General features: G+C 49.0%; 15 protein-coding genes. 4 read left to right on the plus strand and 11 right to left on the minus strand.

The genetic code is table 11. The annotated features are described in order from the left end of the window. Positions 1-12: 12 nt before the first annotated feature. The 7 genes from murD to mraZ all read right to left on the minus strand — a co-directional run bounded on the left by murD (position 13) and on the right by mraZ (position 8,333). Positions 13-1,350 carry a UDP-N-acetylmuramoyl-L-alanine--D-glutamate ligase gene (murD, locus tag H608_RS0112670; protein ID WP_028787994.1) on the minus strand — a complete coding sequence of 446 codons (1,338 nt, stop codon included), beginning with the start codon at positions 1,348-1,350 and terminating at the stop codon, positions 13-15. Positions 1,351-1,533: 183 nt separating this feature from the next. Next, on the minus strand, positions 1,534-2,817 hold the full coding sequence (mraY, locus tag H608_RS0112680) for a phospho-N-acetylmuramoyl-pentapeptide-transferase (RefSeq protein WP_028787996.1): 1,284 nt from the start codon (positions 2,815-2,817) through the stop codon (positions 1,534-1,536). A 34-nt stretch (positions 2,818-2,851) separates the two neighbouring features. Further along, positions 2,852-4,315: a UDP-N-acetylmuramoyl-L-alanyl-D-glutamate--2,6-diaminopimelate ligase gene (locus tag H608_RS0112685; protein WP_028787997.1), complete on the minus strand. Its 1,464-nt coding sequence runs from the start codon at positions 4,313-4,315 to the stop codon at positions 2,852-2,854. A 9-nt stretch (positions 4,316-4,324) separates the two neighbouring features. Further along, entirely contained in the window at positions 4,325-6,412 is a 2,088-nt protein-coding gene (locus tag H608_RS0112690; protein ID WP_245565757.1) for a penicillin-binding protein, read from the minus strand. A gap of 141 nt (positions 6,413-6,553) precedes the next feature. After that, positions 6,554-6,871: an FtsL-like putative cell division protein gene (locus tag H608_RS0112695; protein ID WP_028787999.1), complete on the minus strand. Its 318-nt coding sequence runs from the start codon at positions 6,869-6,871 to the stop codon at positions 6,554-6,556. Between the two features lie 16 nt (positions 6,872-6,887). Continuing rightward, entirely contained in the window at positions 6,888-7,841 is a 954-nt protein-coding gene (gene rsmH / locus H608_RS0112700) for a 16S rRNA (cytosine(1402)-N(4))-methyltransferase RsmH (RefSeq protein ID WP_051268272.1), read from the minus strand. A 21-nt stretch (positions 7,842-7,862) separates the two neighbouring features. Then, positions 7,863-8,333 carry a division/cell wall cluster transcriptional repressor MraZ gene (gene mraZ, locus H608_RS0112705; RefSeq protein WP_028788001.1) on the minus strand — a complete coding sequence of 157 codons (471 nt, stop codon included), beginning with the start codon at positions 8,331-8,333 and terminating at the stop codon, positions 7,863-7,865. Between the two features lie 269 nt (positions 8,334-8,602). On the opposite strand from mraZ, the gene H608_RS0112710 reads away from it, so the two are divergent. After that, positions 8,603-9,856, plus strand: coding sequence for an S-adenosylmethionine:tRNA ribosyltransferase-isomerase (locus tag H608_RS0112710; RefSeq protein ID WP_245565758.1), 1,254 nt, complete (start codon positions 8,603-8,605; stop codon positions 9,854-9,856). 127 nt (positions 9,857-9,983) lie between these two features. On the opposite strand, the gene H608_RS0112715 is transcribed toward H608_RS0112710, so the two are convergent. After that, a complete protein-coding gene (locus H608_RS0112715; protein WP_028788003.1) occupies positions 9,984-11,339 on the minus strand; it encodes a sensor histidine kinase in 1,356 nt (451 codons plus the stop codon). Positions 11,340-11,531: 192 nt separating this feature from the next. Between H608_RS0112715 and H608_RS0112725 the strand changes: the two genes are divergently transcribed. Continuing rightward, a complete protein-coding gene (locus H608_RS0112725) occupies positions 11,532-12,083 on the plus strand; it encodes a YqgE/AlgH family protein (RefSeq protein ID WP_028788004.1) in 552 nt (183 codons plus the stop codon). 375 nt (positions 12,084-12,458) lie between these two features. After that, complete coding sequence (locus H608_RS0112730; RefSeq protein ID WP_051268274.1) at positions 12,459-13,190, plus strand: DUF4197 domain-containing protein; 732 nt, start codon at positions 12,459-12,461, stop codon at positions 13,188-13,190. A 222-nt stretch (positions 13,191-13,412) separates the two neighbouring features. Here H608_RS0112730 and H608_RS0112735 read toward each other — a convergent pair whose 3' ends face one another. The 3 genes from H608_RS0112735 to atpD form a co-directional block, all read right to left on the minus strand. After that, positions 13,413-16,616 carry a golvesin C-terminal-like domain-containing protein gene (locus tag H608_RS0112735; RefSeq protein WP_028788006.1) on the minus strand — a complete coding sequence of 1,068 codons (3,204 nt, stop codon included), beginning with the start codon at positions 16,614-16,616 and terminating at the stop codon, positions 13,413-13,415. 264 nt (positions 16,617-16,880) lie between these two features. After that, positions 16,881-17,144 carry an ATP synthase F1 subunit epsilon gene (gene atpC / locus H608_RS0112740; RefSeq protein WP_028788007.1) on the minus strand — a complete coding sequence of 88 codons (264 nt, stop codon included), beginning with the start codon at positions 17,142-17,144 and terminating at the stop codon, positions 16,881-16,883. Positions 17,145-17,198: 54 nt separating this feature from the next. Then, positions 17,199-18,698: a F0F1 ATP synthase subunit beta gene (gene atpD / locus H608_RS0112745; RefSeq protein ID WP_028788008.1), complete on the minus strand. Its 1,500-nt coding sequence runs from the start codon at positions 18,696-18,698 to the stop codon at positions 17,199-17,201. Between the two features lie 221 nt (positions 18,699-18,919). Here atpD and H608_RS0112750 point away from each other — a divergent pair, with 221 nt between their 5' ends. After that, on the plus strand, positions 18,920-20,512 hold the full coding sequence (locus tag H608_RS0112750) for a L,D-transpeptidase family protein (RefSeq protein WP_028788009.1): 1,593 nt from the start codon (positions 18,920-18,922) through the stop codon (positions 20,510-20,512). The last annotated feature ends 29 nt before the right edge of the window (positions 20,513-20,541 follow it).

Genomic DNA, 20,541 nt, shown 5'->3' on the forward strand with positions numbered 1-20,541 from the left:
AATTGTTTTATCTCAGAGGTCTTTTACAGCCTGCTTGAACTGGTTGCCTCTGTCTTCGTAGTTTTTAAAAAGGTCGAAGCTGGCACAAGCGGGGCTCAGCAGGACCGTGTTTCCTTTTTCTGCAAAATGAAAAGCGGCCTGTACTGCATCGGCTGCGGTAGCGGCATCCGCCATCGGTATGTTCAATGAAGCAAATGCCTCATGAATTTTCAGGTTGTCGGTACCGAGGCAAACGATCGCTTTCACTTTTTCCTGTACCAGTTCGGCGATGAGTGAATAATCATTGCCTTTATCTACGCCACCCAGGATGAGCACGGTGGGTTTTGTCATGCTTTCCAAAGCATACCAGGTTGAGTTCACATTGGTAGCCTTGCTATCATTGATAAACTCCACTCCGCGGATCGTGGCCACGAACTCCATGCGGTGTTCGAGGTTCTGGAAGGTTTGCACCGCCTCCCTGATCTTTTCTTTCCGGATGTCCATCGTGGCTCCGGCCACACATGCTGCCATGGTATTGTATTGGTTGTGTTTCCCTTTCAGGGTAAAATCATAAACACTCATTGCGGTAAAATCCTCGCCTGTCCGTACATACATGTCTCCGTCTTTGATAAATGCGCCGTTAGTTTCTTTTCTCATACTGATGAGTATATGGTTAGAGTGAATATTGACCTTGTTTATATATTGCATCGTTACTTCGTCATCGGCATTGTAAATGAATGCGTCTCCTGGTTGCTGATTCATGGCAATGCGAAACTTGCTTCGGATATAATTTTCAAATTTGTAATCGTAACGGTCGAGATGGTCTTCTGTGATGTTGGTGAGGATGGCTACATCGGGCCGGAAGCTTTCGATGTCATCCAATTGAAAGCTGCTCACTTCCACCACATAAACCGGTTTGGGATCGACGGCCACCTGGCGGGCAAAGGAGAAACCGATATTGCCTACGAGTGCCGCATCTATTCCTCCTGTGGTCAGGATAAAATGGGTGAGCGCTGTGGTAGTGGTCTTTCCGTTACTGCCCGTGATGGCTACGATGCGGCTGTCACCTTTGTAGCGGTAGGCCAGTTCGATTTCGCTGATCACCGGGATGTTGCTGCTGCGGATCTTTTTGATCAGCGGCGCTTTGTCCGGTATACCGGGGCTTTTCACCACGAGGTCGGCATTGAGAACCGTTTCTTCGGTGTGCCCGCCTTCCTCCCAACCGATACCGGCCGCTGCCAGTTCGTTACGATAAATTTCCTTCAAAGAGCCTCCATCCGACACCCACACGTCATACCCTTGCTTGCTGCCGAGCAGGGCCGCGCCCACGCCACTTTCGCTGCCACCGAGTATGACTAATCTTTTCTTCATGGTGTTCCGTTGTACGGAAGGAGTTTTTCAAAAGCATTGGATCTCACAAAAACTTTCAATCAGACGGGTCGTTCAAGAGGTATCGGATAAGCAGTGGCTGGTTTTTCAAGAGTCCTTGCCCCTGGGTTTGGACGGGTTTTCATTTTCCTTCGGAACTTTTTTCTTCGTTCCTTCCCTTCAGGCTTAACGCAGCTTGAGGGTAGCGATACTCACCAATACACAGAGGATGGTCACCAGCCAGAAACGCGTTACGATCTTGGCTTCGTGGTATCCTTTCTTCTGATAGTGGTGGTGCAGCGGACTCATCAGGAAGATCCTGCGACCTTCACCATATTTCCGCTTGGTGTATTTGAAATAACCTACCTGCAGCATCACACTTAAACTTTCCACCAGGAACACGCCGCAGAAAATAGGTATCAGCAATTCTTTGTGTACGATGATGGCAATCGCTGCTATCAATCCGCCCAATGTGAGGCTGCCCGTATCTCCCATAAATACCTGCGCCGGATAAGAGTTGTACCAGAGAAATCCGACACATGCTCCGATCATGGCTGCGATGAATATCGATAGCTCGCCAAGGTTCGGGATATACATGATATTGAGGTAGTCGGCAAAGAACAAACTACCACTCGCATAGGCGAAGATGCCGAGACAGACACCGATCACCGCCGAGGTGCCCGTTGCCAGCCCGTCCAATCCGTCTGTTATATTCGACCCGTTCGACACCGCGGTAATAATGAAGATCACCACGAGGATATACAACACCCATGTGTAATCACGCAAACCGGCCGGCAGCAATTTGGAATAATTGAACTCATGTCCTTTTACAAATGGAATCGTGGTGATCGGCGTTTTCGATTCCGTAAAATATTTGGTGCGTCCGTTGACTTCCTTCGGAAATACGGTGGTATCTGCCTTGGCTTGTTGTTCTGTGCCAACGAATTCGCGCCAGATGATGACGTTGCTGTTGAAATAAAGCACTGCGCCGATGGTGATGCCCAAACCAACCTGTCCCAATACTTTGAACCATCCGGCCAGTCCGTCTTTATCTCCTTTCTTATAAGCAATCCCTTGTTGTTGCGCGATACGCTTGGCCCGCAATTTCAGGTAGTCGTCGATGAATCCGATCGTGCCCAGCCATACGGTGGCCACCAACATGAGGATGATATAAACCGTGTTCAATCTCGCCAGCAGCAGCGTGGGCACAAGAATGGCGAGGATGATGATCAGTCCGCCCATCGTCGGCGTGCCCTTTTTCATTTGTTCGCCTGCCAGTCCGAGGTCGCGTACCGATTCGCCAACTTGTTTTTGCTGCAAATAGCGGATCAGTTTTTTACCAAACACCATCGTGATGGCGAGAGACAGCAACAGCGCCAGCAGCACGCGGAAGGAAATGAACCGGAACAACTCACTGCCCGGAAACTTGATCCCCTGTTCTTTAAACCATTCAAATAAATGATATAACATGCTTACTGCTTTATTGCGTTTTGAAACTGCTCTGTTATCTGCCTAATGTTTCAAACAAATCCTGCACGGTTTCTTTATCGTCGAAATGATGTTTTACTCCTTTTATATCCTGGTACTTTTCGTGTCCTTTACCGGCTACCAGGATGATATCGCCGGGGTTTGCGAGGCTGATCGCCGTTTTGATCGCTTCGCGGCGGTCGGTAATCGCAATGTATTTTCTCCGGGCCGCGGCAGGCAATCCCTCTTCCATGTCGCGGATGATCTGTTCCGGATCTTCACTCCTGGGATTATCACTGGTGAAGATGGCACGGTCGCTGTGTTCACAGGCGGCCTGCGCCATCACGGGTCTTTTTGTTTTATCCCGATCTCCTCCACATCCTACTACCGTAATCACCTGCTCGGTTCCTTTCTTCAGTTTGTTGATTGTGGCCAGCACATTCAGCAAAGCATCCGGTGTGTGTGCATAATCAACAATGGTGATGAGTTTATCAACCGGAGAAATGAGATAATCGAAGCGGCCTTCCGCACCTGTGAGTACGCTGAGGCAACGAAGTATCTCCTGTTTATCTTCACCCAGGCAAATTGCCGCGCCGTAAACAGCGAGCAGGTTGTAGGCGTTGAACTCTCCTATCAGCCGGAAATGCACTTCCTGATCTCCGACCAGCATCACCAATCCTGAAAGATTATTTTCAATGAGCTTGCCTTTAAAATCTGCCAGCGTTTTGAGGCTGTACAGGTATTTGCGGGCCGGGGTGTTCTGCAACATTACCAGTCCGCGTTTGTCATCGGCATTGCTGATGGCAAAGGCTGCTGAAGGCAGACCATCGAAGAAGGCTTTTTTTACCCGGATGTATTCATCAAATGTTTTATGATAATCCAGGTGATCATGCGTGATGTTGCTGAAAATGCCTCCGGCAAATTGCAGTCCCGCGATGCGATGCTGGTGCACGGCGTGCGAACTCACTTCCATGAACACATGCGAACAACCTTCGTCATTCATCTGGCGCAGAAGCCGGTTAAGACTAACTGCATCCGGTGTGGTATGTGTGGCCTGCAACACACGATCGCCGATGTGATTGGCTACGGTACTGATCAATCCGCAGTGATAACCGAGTGCGGTAAAGAGTTTGTACAATAACGTGGCGATGGTTGTTTTACCGTTGGTGCCCGTAACCCCCACCAGGTGAAGCGACGCGGAGGGCTGACCGAAAAAATTTGAAGCCATGTAACCCGCAGCGATGGCACTGTTCTCCACCTCTACATACACCACACCTGCTTTCTTCTCTCCGGGAAGCTGCTCTGCGATGATTGCTGTTGCACCTTTTTCTATTGCTTTTTCAATGAACTGATGTCCGTCTGTTGCCGAACCTTTCACCGCGATGAAAGCGGTACCGGATTGAACCGCTCTTGAGTCCAGCGAAACGTCGCTGATCTCCACACCGGTACTTCCATGCACCGAGCGCAGCGCCACTTTATATAGTACATCCTGTAATAACACTGCTATCTTTTATCCCAGATCGAGTACCACTGCCAGGTTGCGGTTGATGGCCGTGCCGGGTGATACTGACTGGCTGATTACTTTTCCTTTACCTTTTATCGTCACTTTCAAACCGAGGCTCTCCAGCATATACAAGGCATCCCGCAAGCCCATTCCCCGTACGTTTGGCATCAGTTCTTTCCGCACTCTGTTCACACTCAAGACCGGTTGGCCGGTGCCGCCGGCATTTCCGTAAACGTTTGTCCAGGTCTGCTCATTCACTGAATCGCGGAAGGGCATCCTGAGTGTTTGCAAAACTTTTTTGATATCACCTGCGTCGCCCGCAAAAAAATAAGAGCTGCTATCGCGTTTCGGAACAAAGGGTGTAGCCGATTTACGGTTAACATACATGGCGTACACTTTGGTTGCCACTTCGCGGAACACAGGTCCTGCCAGCGAGCCACCATAGTGAACAGCGGCATGTGGTTTACTGCGGATCACTACGATACAGGTGTATTGCGGCTGATCTGCGGGAAAATATCCGACGAAAGACGCCTGGTACACACCATCGCTGTACTTCACGCTGCCGTCGGCTACGTGTGCGGTACCTGTTTTACCTGCGATCTTGAAAGGCATATCCTTGAACGCGTATTTACCGGTGCCTTCAGTGATCACGGCCTCCATGCTTTCGCGGGCAGCTTTGACCGATGAAGCGCTGGCAATATTTTTTTCGATGGCCTGCGGCTCAAACTCTTTTACCAACACACCATTTTCACGAATGCTGTTGACCAGGTAGGGCTTCATCATTTTGCCGTCATTGGCGATGGCATTGTAAAGCGTAACGGTATGCAATGGACTTACCTGCACTGCGTAACCAAAGCTCATGGTGATCATGTTCATCACACCGCCGTGGCTTTTCTGCAGGGGCGCGACCATGGGTTTAGGTAAATGTGAAAGATCTATGGGCGAAGGCACATCCATGTGATAGCGATGGAGGTACTCGCGGAACTCTTCGGGTTTTTGCGCAAATGCTTTGAAAGCGAGTTTGCCCATGCCCACATTTGAACTATGTGCGAAACATTCCTTCACCGTTAAAACCGGTTTGGGTGAACGTTCGGCATCGTTGATATTCCTCGGACCTACCACCATGCGGCCTGCGCTGCCCACTTCCACCATATCGTCCAGTTTGGAAGTACCTTTCTCCAGCACTGCGAGCAAGGTGACCAGTTTAATAGTGGATCCGGGTTCTGTTACACGCAATGCGTAGTTATCGTCTTCCCAGTAAGTACCATCGGGCCGGCGTCCGAGGTTGGCGATGGCTTTGATCTTACCGGATTTTGTTTCCATTAAAATGCAGGTGCCATATAATGCTTCGCTCTGCACCATTACTTTGAGCAGCGAGGTTTGCACCACGTCCTGCATGTTTACATCGATGGTGGTATAAACGTCTCTTCCATTTTCGGGTTCCACCTGGAAGCCTTCCACCGGCACGGCGCCGCCGGCGATAAAGCGAACGAGCCGCTGGCCTTTCTGGCCGGTGAGCAGGCTATCGTAACTCATCTCGAGTCCTACGTTCATCTTTTTCACTTTACCGTCGCTGGCCACGTGTTCTCTCGAAAGACCTATCGTACGGTTGGCCAGTAAGCCGAATGGTGCGAGGCGTTTGCTGTTCTCTTCCACGATCACACCGCTTTTATTGCGGCCGAGTTTCACGAGGGGAAACTGCCTGAATGCCTTGTATTCTTCAAAAGACATTTTTTTGCGGAGCGGGAAATAGCGTTTCTTCTGGCGGAAAGCCACCTGCAGTTCTGTTTTGTACTGCGCGGCTGATTTATCACCGAAGTAGCCGGCCATGGCACGTGAGAATGAATCGATGTTCTCCTGGAAGATGCGTCCGTTCTTCTCGCGCAATCCATCTGCCTGCATGTCCATATAGATATCGAACTGTGGCAGGGAGGTGCTGAGCATTTGTCCGTCTTCGCTGTAAATGGTACCGCGATCGGCATCCAGTTCTACGATCTTCTGGTGCATGCTGTCGCTCATCTGGCGCCAGTAATTACCTTGTACACCTTGTAAGTAAAACGCTTTGCCGAGGATGAACACACACAGCAATGCCATGCCGATGAAACAGCAGTACACTCGCCATAATATGTCACGTCTTACTTCCAAGTTGAGTTATAAGTTATAAGTATTAAGTATAACAGCCAGCACCCTATTCACCATTCACCATTCACCATTGACGATTCACCATTCACGTCCTCACAAACTATCCTTCAGCACTACCGGCGCTTCTGTCAGTTCTTTCAATCCGAGTGGTTCGACGGCTTTCACCAGTTCACTGGGTTTGTTGCGAAACATCACATCACTTTTAACCGCCTTGTACTCGTACTGCAATTCCTTTACTTCGCGGGCCACTTTATTAATCTGGCGGACTGTCTTATCCGCGTAATGGCCGTTGTAGATATACATTACTGCTAATAATGCGAGAAAGAGAAAGAAGGGTACTTGTTTCACAATGGACTGATAGTTCAGCCATTTTTTCCAGCTCACTGCATCCTTGTTGTTTTTCTCGGTCATACCTGCAGGTATAGTTTTAGCGTTTTTCTGCTACTCTCAATTTGGCGCTTCTTGAGCGCGGATTACGTTTCAGTTCTTCATCCCCGGCTGTTACCGGCTTACGGGTGATGATGTTGAACTCGGGTTCAGGTTCATTGTTGGCAAAAGGGTTTTCCTCCGGCTCTTCGAAGGAGCCACGTCGGAAAAAGTTCTTTACTAACCTGTCTTCAATAGAATGAAAAGAGATGATCGCAACGCGACCACCTGGTCGCAGTAGTTTTGGAGATTGTTGCAGCATGTCTTTCAACGCGCCTGTTTCATCATTCACTTCCATGCGCAACGCCTGGAAAACCTGGGCAAAGTACTTGTGGGGATTACCTTTCACAATATCCCGGATGGCCTGTTTGAATCCCTCGATCGTCTTCATCGGCACGTTGGTGCGGCGTTGGACGATTGTTCGGGCCAGTGTTTTAGCATTCGTTACTTCGCCGTACTGTTCAAATAATTTGTGCAGTTGCAGTTCGGTATACGTGCTGATGATGTCTAATGCAGTCAGTTCCTGCCGGCGGTCCATGCGCATATCGAGGGCCGCATCGAAACGGGTGGAGAATCCGCGGTCTGCTTCATCGAACTGATGACTGCTGACACCGAGATCCGCCAGGATGCCGTCCACTTCCGTGATACCGTTCAGGCGCAGAAAGCGCTGGAGGTAGCGGAAGTTATGCGGCACAAACAGCAGGCGGTCGTCGTCGGGCAGGTTTTGCCGGGCGTCTTCATCCTGATCGAAAGCAACGAGGCGTCCTTTCGGACCCAGGTGCTGCAGGATGACGCTGGAATGACCGCCGCCACCAAAAGTGCAATCGACATAAATACCATCGGGCCGGATATTCAGCGCCTCCATTGATTCCGCCAGCAACACGGGTACATGATAGCCGGCGTCATCACCGGTGGATGAAGTCTCGTTCCGCCGGGGTTGTTGTTTTTTCGCCATATCGACACTGTTTACATCGTTTTATTCAAGATCCAGCTCATTACCACCACCGCCCATTACTTCGGCAGCCAGATCACTGAATGCATCCGGTGAGAAAGATTCAAAGAACTCGTTGTACTTATTACTATCCCAAATTTCCAATCGTTGTCCGGCTGATACCAGGATCACATCCTTCTGCAAACCCGCGTACTCTTTGAGGCGGGGAGGCAACAAAATGCGTCCGGCGGTATCGGGCTCCACCGGGGTGGCGCCATTTAGAAAGAACCGTTTAAACTCCCGCACCTTCGGCTTAAAATCATTCAGGTTGTTGATTTTATCGGCCAGCGGTTGCCAGTTTTTCAGCGGGTACAGGCTAAGACACTTTTCAAAACCTCTGTTGATAACGAAATGCAAACCGTCAGTCTCCGGAATCTGCTTTTTCAGACCAGCCGGCAGCAAGAAACGCCCTTTGGCGTCCAATGTGACTTCAAATTCGCCTAGAAAACTTATCATTATCAGGTACTTGAATCCAATACTCAAGTAATTAACACAAAATAACACTTTTTCCCACTTTCCGCCCAAATTTTGATTTCTTTAATTTTTCCACACATTTAAACACCCTGAAAGCCAATACCAGCAAGGATTTCAACTTAAAAATGGGTGTCAAAAACATGATCCTGCGTGAATTAGATGTGGATTACCGTGTATAAGCTGTGGATAACCCCGTTTTCATTGTGAATTTAGGTTTTACGCTATCTTCGCGCCTCACCAAAATGCGACAGTTGGTCGCGCCAGTTATGCACCCCCGTGATCTATCCATCAGTGACTATACCTATGTCCTTCCCGACGAAAGAATAGCACCCGTTCCCGCTCCCAACCGTGACGAATCGAAGCTGCTCGTCTATGAGAAAGGCATCATTTCAACAAGTATATACCGCGAACTCGACCAGTATCTTGCTCCAGGTTCCCTGCTCATCTTCAACAACACGCGGGTAGTGGAAGCAAGACTATTGTTCCGCAAACCGACAGGAGGCATGATAGAAATATTCTGCCTGCAACCGGATACCCGCTATCCTGATGTGGCAACAGCTTTGCAGCAAACGCGAGAAGTATACTGGCAATGCATGATCGGAGGCGCTTCCAAATGGAAACCCGGACAAGTATTGCAGAAAGAAATTTCCGCAGGAAATAAAAACTATACCCTCGAAGCGCGATACGAAGGCAAGGGAGATGACCATTTCCTGATCTCTCTCCGATGGAGCGACGAATCATTGTCCTTTGCAGAAGTATTGCATGATGCAGGCGCCATACCCTTGCCGCCCTATATCAAACGCATTGCCGACGAAGATGACAGCGAACGCTACCAGACCATCTATGCAAAAGAAGAAGGGTCAGTGGCCGCACCCACTGCAGGTTTACATTTCACCGACACCATTTTCGAGCGGCTGCGGGCAAAGAATATCGACACCGGTTATGTGACCTTACACGTTGGTGCCGGTACCTTTAAACCCGTAAAAGCAGCGGTGATGGAAGACCATACGATGCATGCGGAATACATCGATGTAAACCGCGCTCTGATCGAAAGAATATTGCAGCAGCCCGGCGGTCATGCCGTTATTCCGGTAGGCACCACTTCAATGCGTACGCTTGAAAGTCTTTACTGGCTGGGTGTAATGCTGATCAAAGGAGAAGAAGACCTGTCTGCGCATGGCGTGTTGCAACTCGATCAGTGGCATCCATACGCGCAGGAAGAGCAGTCGCTGCCCTCTTCCAAAGAAGCATTGACCGCGTTGCTTGCCTGGATGCAAAAGCAGCAGCGACAGCAATTGATAGCAAGTACGCGGCTGCTGATTGCCCCCGGATACAAGCCAAAGATTGCACAGGCACTGATCACCAATTTTCATCAGCCGCAATCAACTTTGTTGTTATTGGTAGCCGCCCTGATCGGCGAAGATTGGAGGAAGGTTTACCAGTATGCGTTGGATAATGATTTCCGGTTTTTGAGCTATGGAGACGGGAGTTTGTTGCGCTGGTAAGTGCTTGGCGAACGTGAATCGTGAATCGTCAATCGTGAATGCCCTGGTTCGTGTATACACGAACCAGGGAGTAGAAACCTCTCACTGCATACCTTACGCCCTAAGCCCGAACCTTCGGGCTTACACCTCACGCCTTCTTCAACGGCAGGTGTATCACAAACGTACTTCCCTTGCCCAATACACTTTCCACTTTGATCTCGCCATGATGGCCTTCGATCATTGTTTTGACATAGCTGAGGCCCAGGCCAAATCCTTTTACGTTGTGCAGGTTGCCGGTGTGAGCGCGATAGAAACGCTCGAATACACGTTTCACCGTTTCCTTATTCATGCCAATGCCGTTGTCTTCAAAACGCATCATCAAACGGCGGCCATCCACCTGCGTACTGATGCGTAATTGTACGGGCACATTTTCCTTGGAATATTTTACGGCGTTATCAACGAGGTTGTTGACAAGGTTGGAAAAATGGACTTCATCTGCATCGATGAGGTCGTTCTCGGCCTGCAGCAGTAACTCTGCGTGCCCATTTTTTTCCTGCAACTGCAGGGCAAAATTATCCACCACATGTTTGATCACTTCGTGTACATGCAGCGGTTTAAGATTGAGTTCTACTTCCTGTCTTTCGAGTTGTGAGGCCTTGAGGATCGTTTCCACCTGGCGGTTCATGCGCTGATTTTCTTCCTTGATGATGCCCCGGAAGTATTCGATCTTTTCACGGTCCTGTAACACGCGCTCATTCTTCATTGCATCCACGGCAAGTGATATGGTGGCAATGGGCGTTTTGAATTCGTGCGTCATGTTGTTGATAAAGTCGTTCTTGATTTCTCCCAGTTTTTTCTGACGGAGCATGGTGCGAACGGTGAGGTAGAATGCTGCGATGATGATCAGGGTGAAGAGTATAGCTAACGCGATTCTCAATTGCAATTGCTGTATCACCACGCTGCGCCAATCGAGCGCCACAATGATCATTACTTCATCGGAGGCCAGGTTCTCCGTTGCCGAACCACTGGGTGAGACGATCAGTATCCAGTTGGTAGCATAATTGTTGACTTTATCTTCGTATGCTTTGACGAAATTGCTGGTTTGTCTTTCAATACGTCCGAGTGAACTGTTGCGCGGATTGTCGAGCATCAGCACAAATTCAAACTTCAGGTCTTTGAGTCCTGCATGATCGAACTGGCGCCTGATTTTCTCATATAATTCACGTGTAGTGAAACGCGCGCCTACTGTTTGAAAATTGAGCAGGCCCTGTGCAAAATCATCCTTGAAAATATTACTTGTTCCTGTCTTCGGCGGAACAGGCATATAGGAGGCTTTGTATTCTTTCAGCTCATTGCCGATGCTGATACCCACTTCATCTACTTTTTGCTTTACACGATCCTCCTGTAAGAGGATCATGTTGCGCAGCCAGGAAATCTGAAACACAATGATCCCGATAAGTGATAACGAGATGAGGATGGTAATGATGGTAAAAATTCTTTTCACGTAGGCTGATGACTTAAGACGGAAAGATAATGGGTTTTGTTTTTATTTCCGGTGAAAAAGCCGTGTTTACCGGGCAGGTACACGGCAGGAAGCAAAATTACAACATGCATGGGTCACCACACAGGCAGCAAGGGTTGGATGATTTTTTTTAACTTCATTTTTTAAAAACGATTTTTCGTTTTAAATTGAAGTATGATAGAACCCGCTCCTGGAGTTTTGTTGATCGCCGACCCTTTCCTGAAAGATCCCAACTTTCTGCGAAGTGTTGTTTTCCTCTGCGAACATAAGACGGATGGAAGCTTCGGGTTTGTACTCAACCGTCGTTTCGATTCCAATCTCAATCAGTTGGTGCCTTCCCTGGCTGAATTTGACCTCCCTGTTTATTACGGTGGACCAGTACAGCCCGACACACTGCATTTTTTGCACCAGTATCCCGAAAAAATTCCCGGAGGTACTGAAATCATCAAAAACGTTTATTGGGGCGGCGATTTTGAAATATTGGGCCACCTGCTCCGCACCGGTGAAATATCTCCCTCACGGATCCGCTTCTTTGTCGGCTATTCCGGTTGGGAGAGCGGTCAACTCGAAGCCGAACTCGAAGGAAAAAGCTGGCTGACGGTGCAGGCTACACGTCCGCTGATCTTTCATGCCCGGCCCGATGAATTATGGCGCGATTCGCTGCGGGAGTTAGGCGGTGATTACGAAATGATGATCAATTTTCCCCTGGATCCGCAGCTCAATTGAGTGGTAGGTAAGGTGGATGGTGTAAGGTATAAGGTTTAAGGCGTAAGGCCGAAGCTTCGGCCTAAGGCATAAGGTGAAATAGCCGCCCGATACTTCGGGCGTAAGTAATAAATAAGCCGTCATTCAACGATTCAGCCTTCATGGCTCGTGAAGACTGAGCCCGAGGCGACCCATTCAGGATTAACGTCCCTTCGAGAGGCCGAAGTATCGGCCTCAGGGAACGCCTTCGAGAGGCCGAAGTATCGGCCTCAGAGAGCACAATTCACTGATTGACTTATTCACCATTCACCATTGACGATTCACTCCCCTGGCCCTACTTTTGCATTCTTATTTCTGTTGATTTTTGAATTTTGACTTTTTACTTTTGAATTAATTATGAAACGTCTACTACTCAGTGGTCTCCTGGCCACCACACTTTTCTTTTCATCCTGTGACACGCTGAAACAGGTTGCCTCCGCACTCGCTCCTTCGGAATATGAAATGGCTGCGGGACTGCGCGATGCATTGACACAAGGCCTTTTTTCCGGATTTGATGCTTTCGCCAACCCTAACAGCGGTAACCCGCTGGTGCGTTTTGCTTTTCCCGGAGACGCTGCCAAGATCGAAAAGACGTTGAAAGACATCGGCATGACCAGCCTGGTAAACCAGGTGACCAGTAAGTTCACCAATGCCATGGTCTCCGCAGTATCATCCGCCAAGCCGATATTTCTGAACTCCGTTAAACAAATGAACCTGCGTGATGTGGTGAACCTGCTTGTTACCGACAACCTGCATGCCGCTACGGATTATTTCAAAAACACCATGTCTCCCCAGTTGATGGTGGCTTTCCGCCCCATCGTCGACAGCACCGCCAATCTCAATGGCGCCAACCGTGAATGGACCAACCTCGTAAACGTTTATAATAAAATTCCTTTCATCAATAAACCGCTTGAAAACAGCCTCACTGATTTCATCGCCGCAAGAGCGATAGACGGCATGTTCGTATCGGTAGCAGATGAAGAAGAAAAAATCCGCACGCGCTATGAGTTCCGCAAAACGGATATGATGAAAAGAGTATTCGGTTATGCCGAACAGGAACTGGTACGAAGGAAACAGGCGCAGCAATAAATGCCAAAGGCATTTATGCAATGTGGAAATGTGTCACGAGGCCTGCGGCCTCGCAAATATGAAAATGTGCAAATGGGATCGGACTCGCTCTATTAACAACGTCCCCATGAATGCGCTATAACAGCGAACATTTCTTTCAGACACATTTCCACATTTTCACATTTGCCGAAGGCGACACATTTCCACATTAAGAAAAAGGCCGCTTTAGCGGCCTTTTTCTTTTTATTGAAGCATTACCTTAAAGGTTTCCCGTTCCTTGCCTTCCATCACGGCAGAAAGCCAGTAGGCTCCTCTTGCAAGTTTGTCTACCGGAATACTGATCTCCTGACCGGCGCCAACCGTTACATTATTCGTGTAAACAGTTTGCCCCATGGCATTCACCAGGGTGATGCCGAAGCGACCCGCTGCTGTAGAACGCACGCGGATAGCGGACTCTGCGGGATTCTGCACAACATACAGTCTTGACTGCTGGTTGTTTTTCAACAATACAATATTGGAAATAGTCTCACGCGTATCGTGATCGATGGCACGTACACGATAATAAGCTGATGCCTTTACATTGCGGTCGATGAAAGTATATGATGCACCTTCAGCCTGGTTACCGCGGGCAGGGATGCGCTCACTGATCACTTCGTAAGAAATACCATCCACGCTTCTTTCTACGATGAAATAACCCGTATTCACTTCAGAGCGGGTGATCCAGCGCAGTTCATTATACAACCCTTTCGCCTGGCCTTGCAGCTCCAGACCACTTACGGGCAGCGGGACCAACGGAGTGGCCAGGTAATTCACCGATGCACAGAGCAGGTTGTTGCGCACATTGTCATCCAGGATCGTTTCGATAGGGAAACCATAGAACAACAGGTTGTATGCTCCTTTGTAACCAACACCCGCACCATCACCTGTTCCACCGGAATAAGTCAGCACGATCTCTGAACCATTGACAGCACCAAGACGATCAGGGAAATCGACATTGTAATATTTAACTGTTCCGTCACTGAACGCTCCTGTTTGGCCCGTGAAGAGAGAGGGCGTGCCGGCGAATACATAGGTATTGGCATCATCGCCAACATACGTTGCTTTGAGATAATTGTTCAGGAAAGGGACATCTGTATTAGGTGCACCTGCTCGCATTTCATAAGCGATTTCAGCGCCGGACAATAATAAACGGCCGCCGCCATCAAGGTAGGTAGCGATGCGTTGCTTTTCATTCGCATCGAGCGATTTGTCTACGGTACTTTCTTCACCAACATACCAATCTACCGCATAATAATCACCGAGATTGATCAGTCCGTTTGCCACTACTTCATTCTGCGCACCATCGAATGCAATACCACAACTCGACAATCCATTGCCATGTTCAACCATGTAATCGTAGCTATTTATTCTTTCGAGCAGCATACGTCTTACATTACCCAATGTTGCGTTTTCTGTTCGCAAAATGGTGGAAGAAGAGTCCAGGCGATCAAATCCATCTACAATCAGGTAAGGCACGGGAGTATTACCTGACGGTGTTCGGGCTGCCACTACAGAAGAAGCAAATGATTCACCACCGGCATTGGTTGCTGTAATCTTGAAAAAATAAGTTTTATCCTGAACGCCCGAAAAGGTGTAGTTGGTACCCGACACAGCAGTGCCATTATCAAACCCTTTACCGTTTTCACTAACATATACACGATAGCCTGTGGCCGCATCACCGTAGATACCTCCGGAAACCGGTGCATCCCAACTTACTTCTACCTGTGCATTGGTAGTATTACGTGCGCGCACCAGTCTTGGCTCTTCAGGAAGAAAGTTCAACGGACTTCCGTCACGATTATTATAAAAACGGACAATTCCCTTATATATGGCACGGGAAGCCATACGACGGAATTCAGGGGCTTTGAGTGCAGAGGCGTCTGCAATCTGATCATGAAAAGCAAGCTCCAGTAATATACCGGGCATTGTATTGAGCAAACGGAACTCAGCAAAATTTGCTTCCTTCACTCCTCTGTCTGCCCACGTGCTTTGCCATCCTGCACGTAAATCAGCGACAACCTGATTGTGGATAAACCCACGCAACTCTGTACTGCCTGCCGTGATATTGGGGCGCCCTGCACCAAGGCCGTTATAACGATATGTTTCCGTACCTCTTCCGCCTGCCGCATTGGTGTGAAAAGAAACGAAAATTGAATTAGCTATTTCTTCTGGCGTTCCTTTATTCATTTCCCATTCCGCATAAAGCGGTCGGACAGTAGGATCGCCATAGCATGTCGGATAACCCTGGTAGTTGGCAAATTGTGCAGCAGATTCTTCAAAGCGTGGTCTTCCACTCGGCAGGCCTCCATAAGTACAATCAGGTGCCTGACCACGGCCACCACCCCATCGTACAGCGTCCGCCACAATTGCCTGACCATCTTCTGCAGACTCGTTGCTGATTGTTACACTATATTGTTGTCCTGCAAAAAAATAAAACTGTCCCAGGTGAATCCAGGTATTGCTGTGTATTTCCTGGTTTACAGTAAAGGTTGTAGATCCACCAGCGTGGGTGATAATGTACTTAACGTCAGTGGCGCGATTGGTTCCTGCTATAAAGCGTACAGACACCCAGTACAACGCACTTGAATCTATTTGAGGAGAAAATACTGCAGTACTTGTGGCCGCAGGGCTAGCCATGGCTGTGCGGTAAGTACCGCCATAACCGGCAATTGTTCCGTCTGTCCATGTTCCTGTTTCGGTGTAATGCGGCGCTCCCTGATCGTTATCGACAATCACTTCGCGGGGATTAACATCCCTCTCCCGTACACTCCAGACCTTAGCTCCGGCATTGGTGAGATAATGCTGAAGATAATAATCGATACTTTCTGCTGTGATAAAATCTTCCACCAGTTGGAATGTAGTACCACGTTGGGTGGTAAATCCTGAACCTGCGTTATACCAGCCATGTCCCGGGCTCAACCATACGGTTTTGCCTGTAAGGGATCCTGTAGCAAAACTATTACTACCCGGAAAAACCCGCGACTGCAACTGAGCATTTTTGCCCGGTATAGCAGGATAAGAATCGTTGTTTTCAACAGGTTTGTAAACGGGCGGCTCAGGCATGTAAGTGAACGCATCAAGCGGATGCCACTGTCCGTCTTCGCTGCTGCGCGCCCAGAACAAAACATTTTTTACACCTGCTTCATCGTGCAGCGACAAAGAAGTTTCCAGTAAGTTTTCTGGAGCAGACAGATCGATTTCTCCTTTTGAGAAATGACCGGATACATTGAAAAAGATGTGTAGTTGTCCATCTTTTTTCACCACACTGTCCGCAGTCAGTCCGGATATATTACCGGCAAGATCGTGCGAAAACAAACGTTGAATTCTTTTAAGGAGAACGCTGTCCGATTGTGCAGACGCGTGTTGAATTGTTGCTGCAAGGAGCAACAGCAGGAGCAATCTTCTCATTGTTTGGCAGAGTTTAGTTGAGTTTGGCAGGACAAGGCGAACCTGAATATACAGAAAAACGCATATTAATGCAAAAAAGCGCATAAAATAGCGTAATCAGGCGAGGGAAACCGCCGGTTCGGGAATCAACCGGCAACAATAAGAAGGGATGGAAATGGAAAAGCCCCCGCGTGATGCGGGGGCTTTCTACAGTTTTCAAAATCCCGGATAGGCTGGTTTTTCACCCAGTCTATTTATGGCTTCTCGTTAGCAGCCAGGTCTGAATTATACAGACTCTACAGGGACAGCTCCTTCAACCAGCACTGTAGCTTTGTTGTTGAGTACCTCAACAAAGCCACCCTGAATATCGAAGAAAGCGAAATGTTGTTGCTTATCCTTCAGCACTTTCACGCGTCCGGCTTTCAAAGCACTGATCAGCGGGGCGTGCTTCTCGAGCACTTCAAATGAACCGCTGATACCCGGCAATTGAACACCGTACACTTCGCCGCTGAACAGCTTACGCTCCGGAGTTAATATTTCTAAAGTCATAATAGTAATTTGATAATTTGAAAGTTTGAAAATCAGTTATTTCAAATCTTCAAATTAACCCTGTGCCTGTGCAAGCAGTTTCTTACCTTTTTCGATAGCGTCGTCGATGCTACCTACGAGGTTGAATGCAGCTTCAGGGTATTCGTCTACTTCACCATCCATGATCATGTTGAAGCCACGGATCGTTTCCTCGATGGGAACCAGCACACCTTTCAGACCCGTGAAGGCCTCTGCCACGTGGAATGGCTGGGAAAGGAAACGCTGTACCTTACGGGCACGGGCTACGGTCATTTTATCGTCGTCGCTCAATTCGTCCAGACCGAGGATTGCGATGATGTCCTGCAGTTCCTTATAACGCTGGAGCATCAATTTTACGCGGTTAGCGCAATTATAGTGAGCGTCACCTACTACCTGGGGAGACAGGATCCGTGATGTGGAATCCAGCGGGTCAACCGCAGGGTAGATACCAAGGTCGGCAATTTTACGTGACAATACGGTTGTGGCATCAAGGTGAGCAAAGGTTGTTGCCGGAGCAGGGTCGGTCAAGTCATCCGCAGGTACGTATACCGCCTGTACGGAAGTGATTGAACCATTTTTGGTAGAAGTGATACGCTCCTGCATCAGACCCATCTCCGTTGCCAGTGTAGGTTGATATCCTACCGCTGAAGGCATACGTCCCAACAATGCCGATACTTCAGAACCAGCCTGGGTGAAACGGAAGATGTTGTCGACGAAGAACAGGATGTCACGGCCTTTACCTTGTCCGTCGCCATCACGATAGTATTCAGCGATCGTCAGACCAGAGAGGGCCACACGCGCACGGGCTCCGGGAGGTTCGTTCATCTGGCCAAACACGAAGGTTGCTTTGGAGTCAGCCAGTTCATTCATGTCTACTTTGGAAAGATCCCAGCCACCTTCTTCCATGCTGTGTTTGAAGCCTTCGCCGTATTTCATGATACCCGCTTCGATCATCTCACGCATCAGGTCATTACCCTCACGTGTACGCTCACCTACACCGGCAAATACGGACAGACCGGAATAAGCTTTCGCAATGTTGTTGATCAGCTCCTGGATCAATACGGTTTTACCTACACCCGCACCACCGAACAGACCGATCTTACCACCTTTTGCATAAGGCTCGATCAGGTCAATTACTTTGATACCGGTATAAAGCACTTCAGATGCGGTGCTCAGGTTTTCGAAAGCAGGAGGTTTGGCGTGGATGGCACGACCACCTTCTTTGCTTACCGCAGGCAGACCGTCGATCGGGTCACCTGTTACGTTAAACAGACGTCCTTTGATGGCTTCGCCGGTTGGCATGGTAATGCCTTTGCCGGTGTCGATAACAGCCATTCCGCGAACGAGACCTTCTGTACCGTCCATCGCGATGGTCCGTACAGAGTCTTCACCGAGGTGCTGCTGCACTTCAAGGATCAGCTTATCGCCGTTCTCCCGTGTTAATTCCAATGCGTTGTAAATCTCAGGAAGCTTACCGTCGAACTGCACGTCGATCACGGCGCCGATTACCTGCTTAATTTTACCTGCGTTTGCCATATATAAAGGTGCTGTTTATTTTGGCCGCAAAGGTAAGGGTCAGCAGCAGAATTAAGAAATAAGATATCAGATTTTACAAAGCAGTGGAAAACAAGGCCTCCCGCGTGGATATCCACGCGGGAAAGTCAAAATTCAAAAGTAAAAATTCAAAAATTATGACCACAGGAGCTGTTCCCTTTTGACTTTTTACTTTTGACTTTTGAATTATTTATCTTGCCGCCATGAAAAAGACCCTGCCGCTCCTCCTACTTGTCCTGTGGCTGGCTTCCTGCAAAAACCAGCAGAAAAAGTTTGTTGTTCAGCCCCGTGACACCACTATTACAGTATCCAACGCCTACAGCGACCTGTTTTTCGACAGCACGGCCATGGAACAATTCCTGGTGAAAGAAGCCGTTTCCGACAGCCTCGCCGACCGCATGCGCAGTTTCTACAACAGCCGCAACTACCAATACGCCTGGTTCGACAGCACCGGCATCGCCGAATATGTTCCCAGCTTCCTCAACGCCCAGAGCCAGTACATCAGCTATTCCGGCGACAGCTCGGTTTACAGCCCTTTTCTGCAGCAACTCCAGGATTCTGTCACTGCCGATAGCAGTCTTTACAAGGTGCCTGCTTCCGACCGGCTCAAAACCGAGTTGCAGTTAACGCAAAACTTTTTCCGTTACGCCGCCAAAGCCTACCAGGGCGATGGCAGCATCAACGCACAGGACCTTGGCTGGTTCATTCCCCGCAAAAAGATCAACCTTACCGCATTGCTCGATTCCATGATCACCAGCAAAGACGGCGACCTGGCCGCCCATGCTCCCGTGAACCGGCAATACAACCTCCTCAAAGAACAGCTCCTCAAATACTATGCGCTCGAAAAACAGGGAGCCTGGGACAGCATCGCCATCGATCAGAAATTTTACAAAACCGGTGACCATTCTCCGGCCATCCGCCGCATCAAAGACCGGCTCACCCTCACCGGTGATCTCCGTACAACCGATACCACCGATGTGTTCGATACTACTTTACAAACCGCCGTACGCCGTTTCCAGCACCGCTACGGCCTCAAGGAGGACGGTGCCATCGGCAGCTCCCTGATGAAAGAATTGAACAGGCCCATCAGCGAGCGCATCCGGCAATTACTCATCAACATGGAACGCATCCGCTGGACACCCGCCGACCTGCCCGCAGATTACCTGCTCGTCAACATTCCGGCTTATAAACTGTTTGTTTACCAGGGTGGCAAACTCGACTGGTCGATGAATGTGGTGGTAGGCACCACGGCACACAATACGGTGATCTTCCGCGGCGATATGAAATACATTGTATTCAGTCCTTATTGGAATGTGCCGCCCAGCATTATCAAAAACGAGATAGCACCGGCCATGAAGCGCAATCCTAATTATCTCGCCAGGAAAAATATGGAATGGAACGGCGGAGCCGTAAGACAAAAACCCGGTCCCGGCAATTCCTTGGGATTGGTGAAATTCCTTTTCCCGAACAGCTACAACATTTACCTGCACGATACGCCAAGTAAAAGCCTGTTCGGAGAAACCAACCGCGCATTCAGCCACGGTTGTATCCGTCTGGCCGAACCAAAGCGCCTGGCAGAATACCTGCTTCGCAATGACAGCGCGTGGACAACAGAGAAAATAACGGCGGCCATGAATGCCGGAAAGGAAAAATATGTAACACTCAAACCAACCATACCCGTGTTTATCGGTTATTTTACCGCCTGGGTCGACAGCGACGGCGAACTGAATTTCCGCGATGATATTTACGGACACGATAAAAAACTGGCGGAGAAAATGTTTGCCGTACGCAAATAACTATCCGTTTACAACCGCAGCAATAACGA

This window comes from Terrimonas ferruginea DSM 30193, assembly GCF_000425585.1.
Classification (GTDB): Bacteria; Bacteroidota; Bacteroidia; order Chitinophagales; family Chitinophagaceae; genus Terrimonas; species Terrimonas ferruginea.

What these genes read in the sequence shown, in the direction of transcription:
- H608_RS0112750 (WP_028788009.1), top strand. Translation starts at nt 18,920, where the DNA reads ATGAAAAAGACCCTGCCGCTCCTCCTACTTGTCCTGTGGCTGGCTTCC.
- mraY (WP_028787996.1), bottom strand. Translation starts at nt 2,817, where the DNA reads ATGTTATATCATTTATTTGAATGGTTTAAAGAACAGGGGATCAAGTTT.
- atpC (WP_028788007.1), bottom strand. Translation starts at nt 17,144, where the DNA reads ATGACTTTAGAAATATTAACTCCGGAGCGTAAGCTGTTCAGCGGCGAA.
- H608_RS0112735 (WP_028788006.1), bottom strand. Translation starts at nt 16,616, where the DNA reads ATGAGAAGATTGCTCCTGCTGTTGCTCCTTGCAGCAACAATTCAACAC.
- murD (WP_028787994.1), bottom strand. Translation starts at nt 1,350, where the DNA reads ATGAAGAAAAGATTAGTCATACTCGGTGGCAGCGAAAGTGGCGTGGGC.
- H608_RS0112730 (WP_051268274.1), top strand. Translation starts at nt 12,459, where the DNA reads ATGAAACGTCTACTACTCAGTGGTCTCCTGGCCACCACACTTTTCTTT.
- H608_RS0112695 (WP_028787999.1), bottom strand. Translation starts at nt 6,871, where the DNA reads ATGACCGAGAAAAACAACAAGGATGCAGTGAGCTGGAAAAAATGGCTG.
- atpD (WP_028788008.1), bottom strand. Translation starts at nt 18,698, where the DNA reads ATGGCAAACGCAGGTAAAATTAAGCAGGTAATCGGCGCCGTGATCGAC.
- mraZ (WP_028788001.1), bottom strand. Translation starts at nt 8,333, where the DNA reads ATGATAAGTTTTCTAGGCGAATTTGAAGTCACATTGGACGCCAAAGGG.
- H608_RS0112690 (WP_245565757.1), bottom strand. Translation starts at nt 6,412, where the DNA reads ATGGCATTGCTGTGTGTGTTCATCCTCGGCAAAGCGTTTTACTTACAA.
- H608_RS0112725 (WP_028788004.1), top strand. Translation starts at nt 11,532, where the DNA reads ATGATAGAACCCGCTCCTGGAGTTTTGTTGATCGCCGACCCTTTCCTG.
- rsmH (WP_051268272.1), bottom strand. Translation starts at nt 7,841, where the DNA reads ATGGCGAAAAAACAACAACCCCGGCGGAACGAGACTTCATCCACCGGT.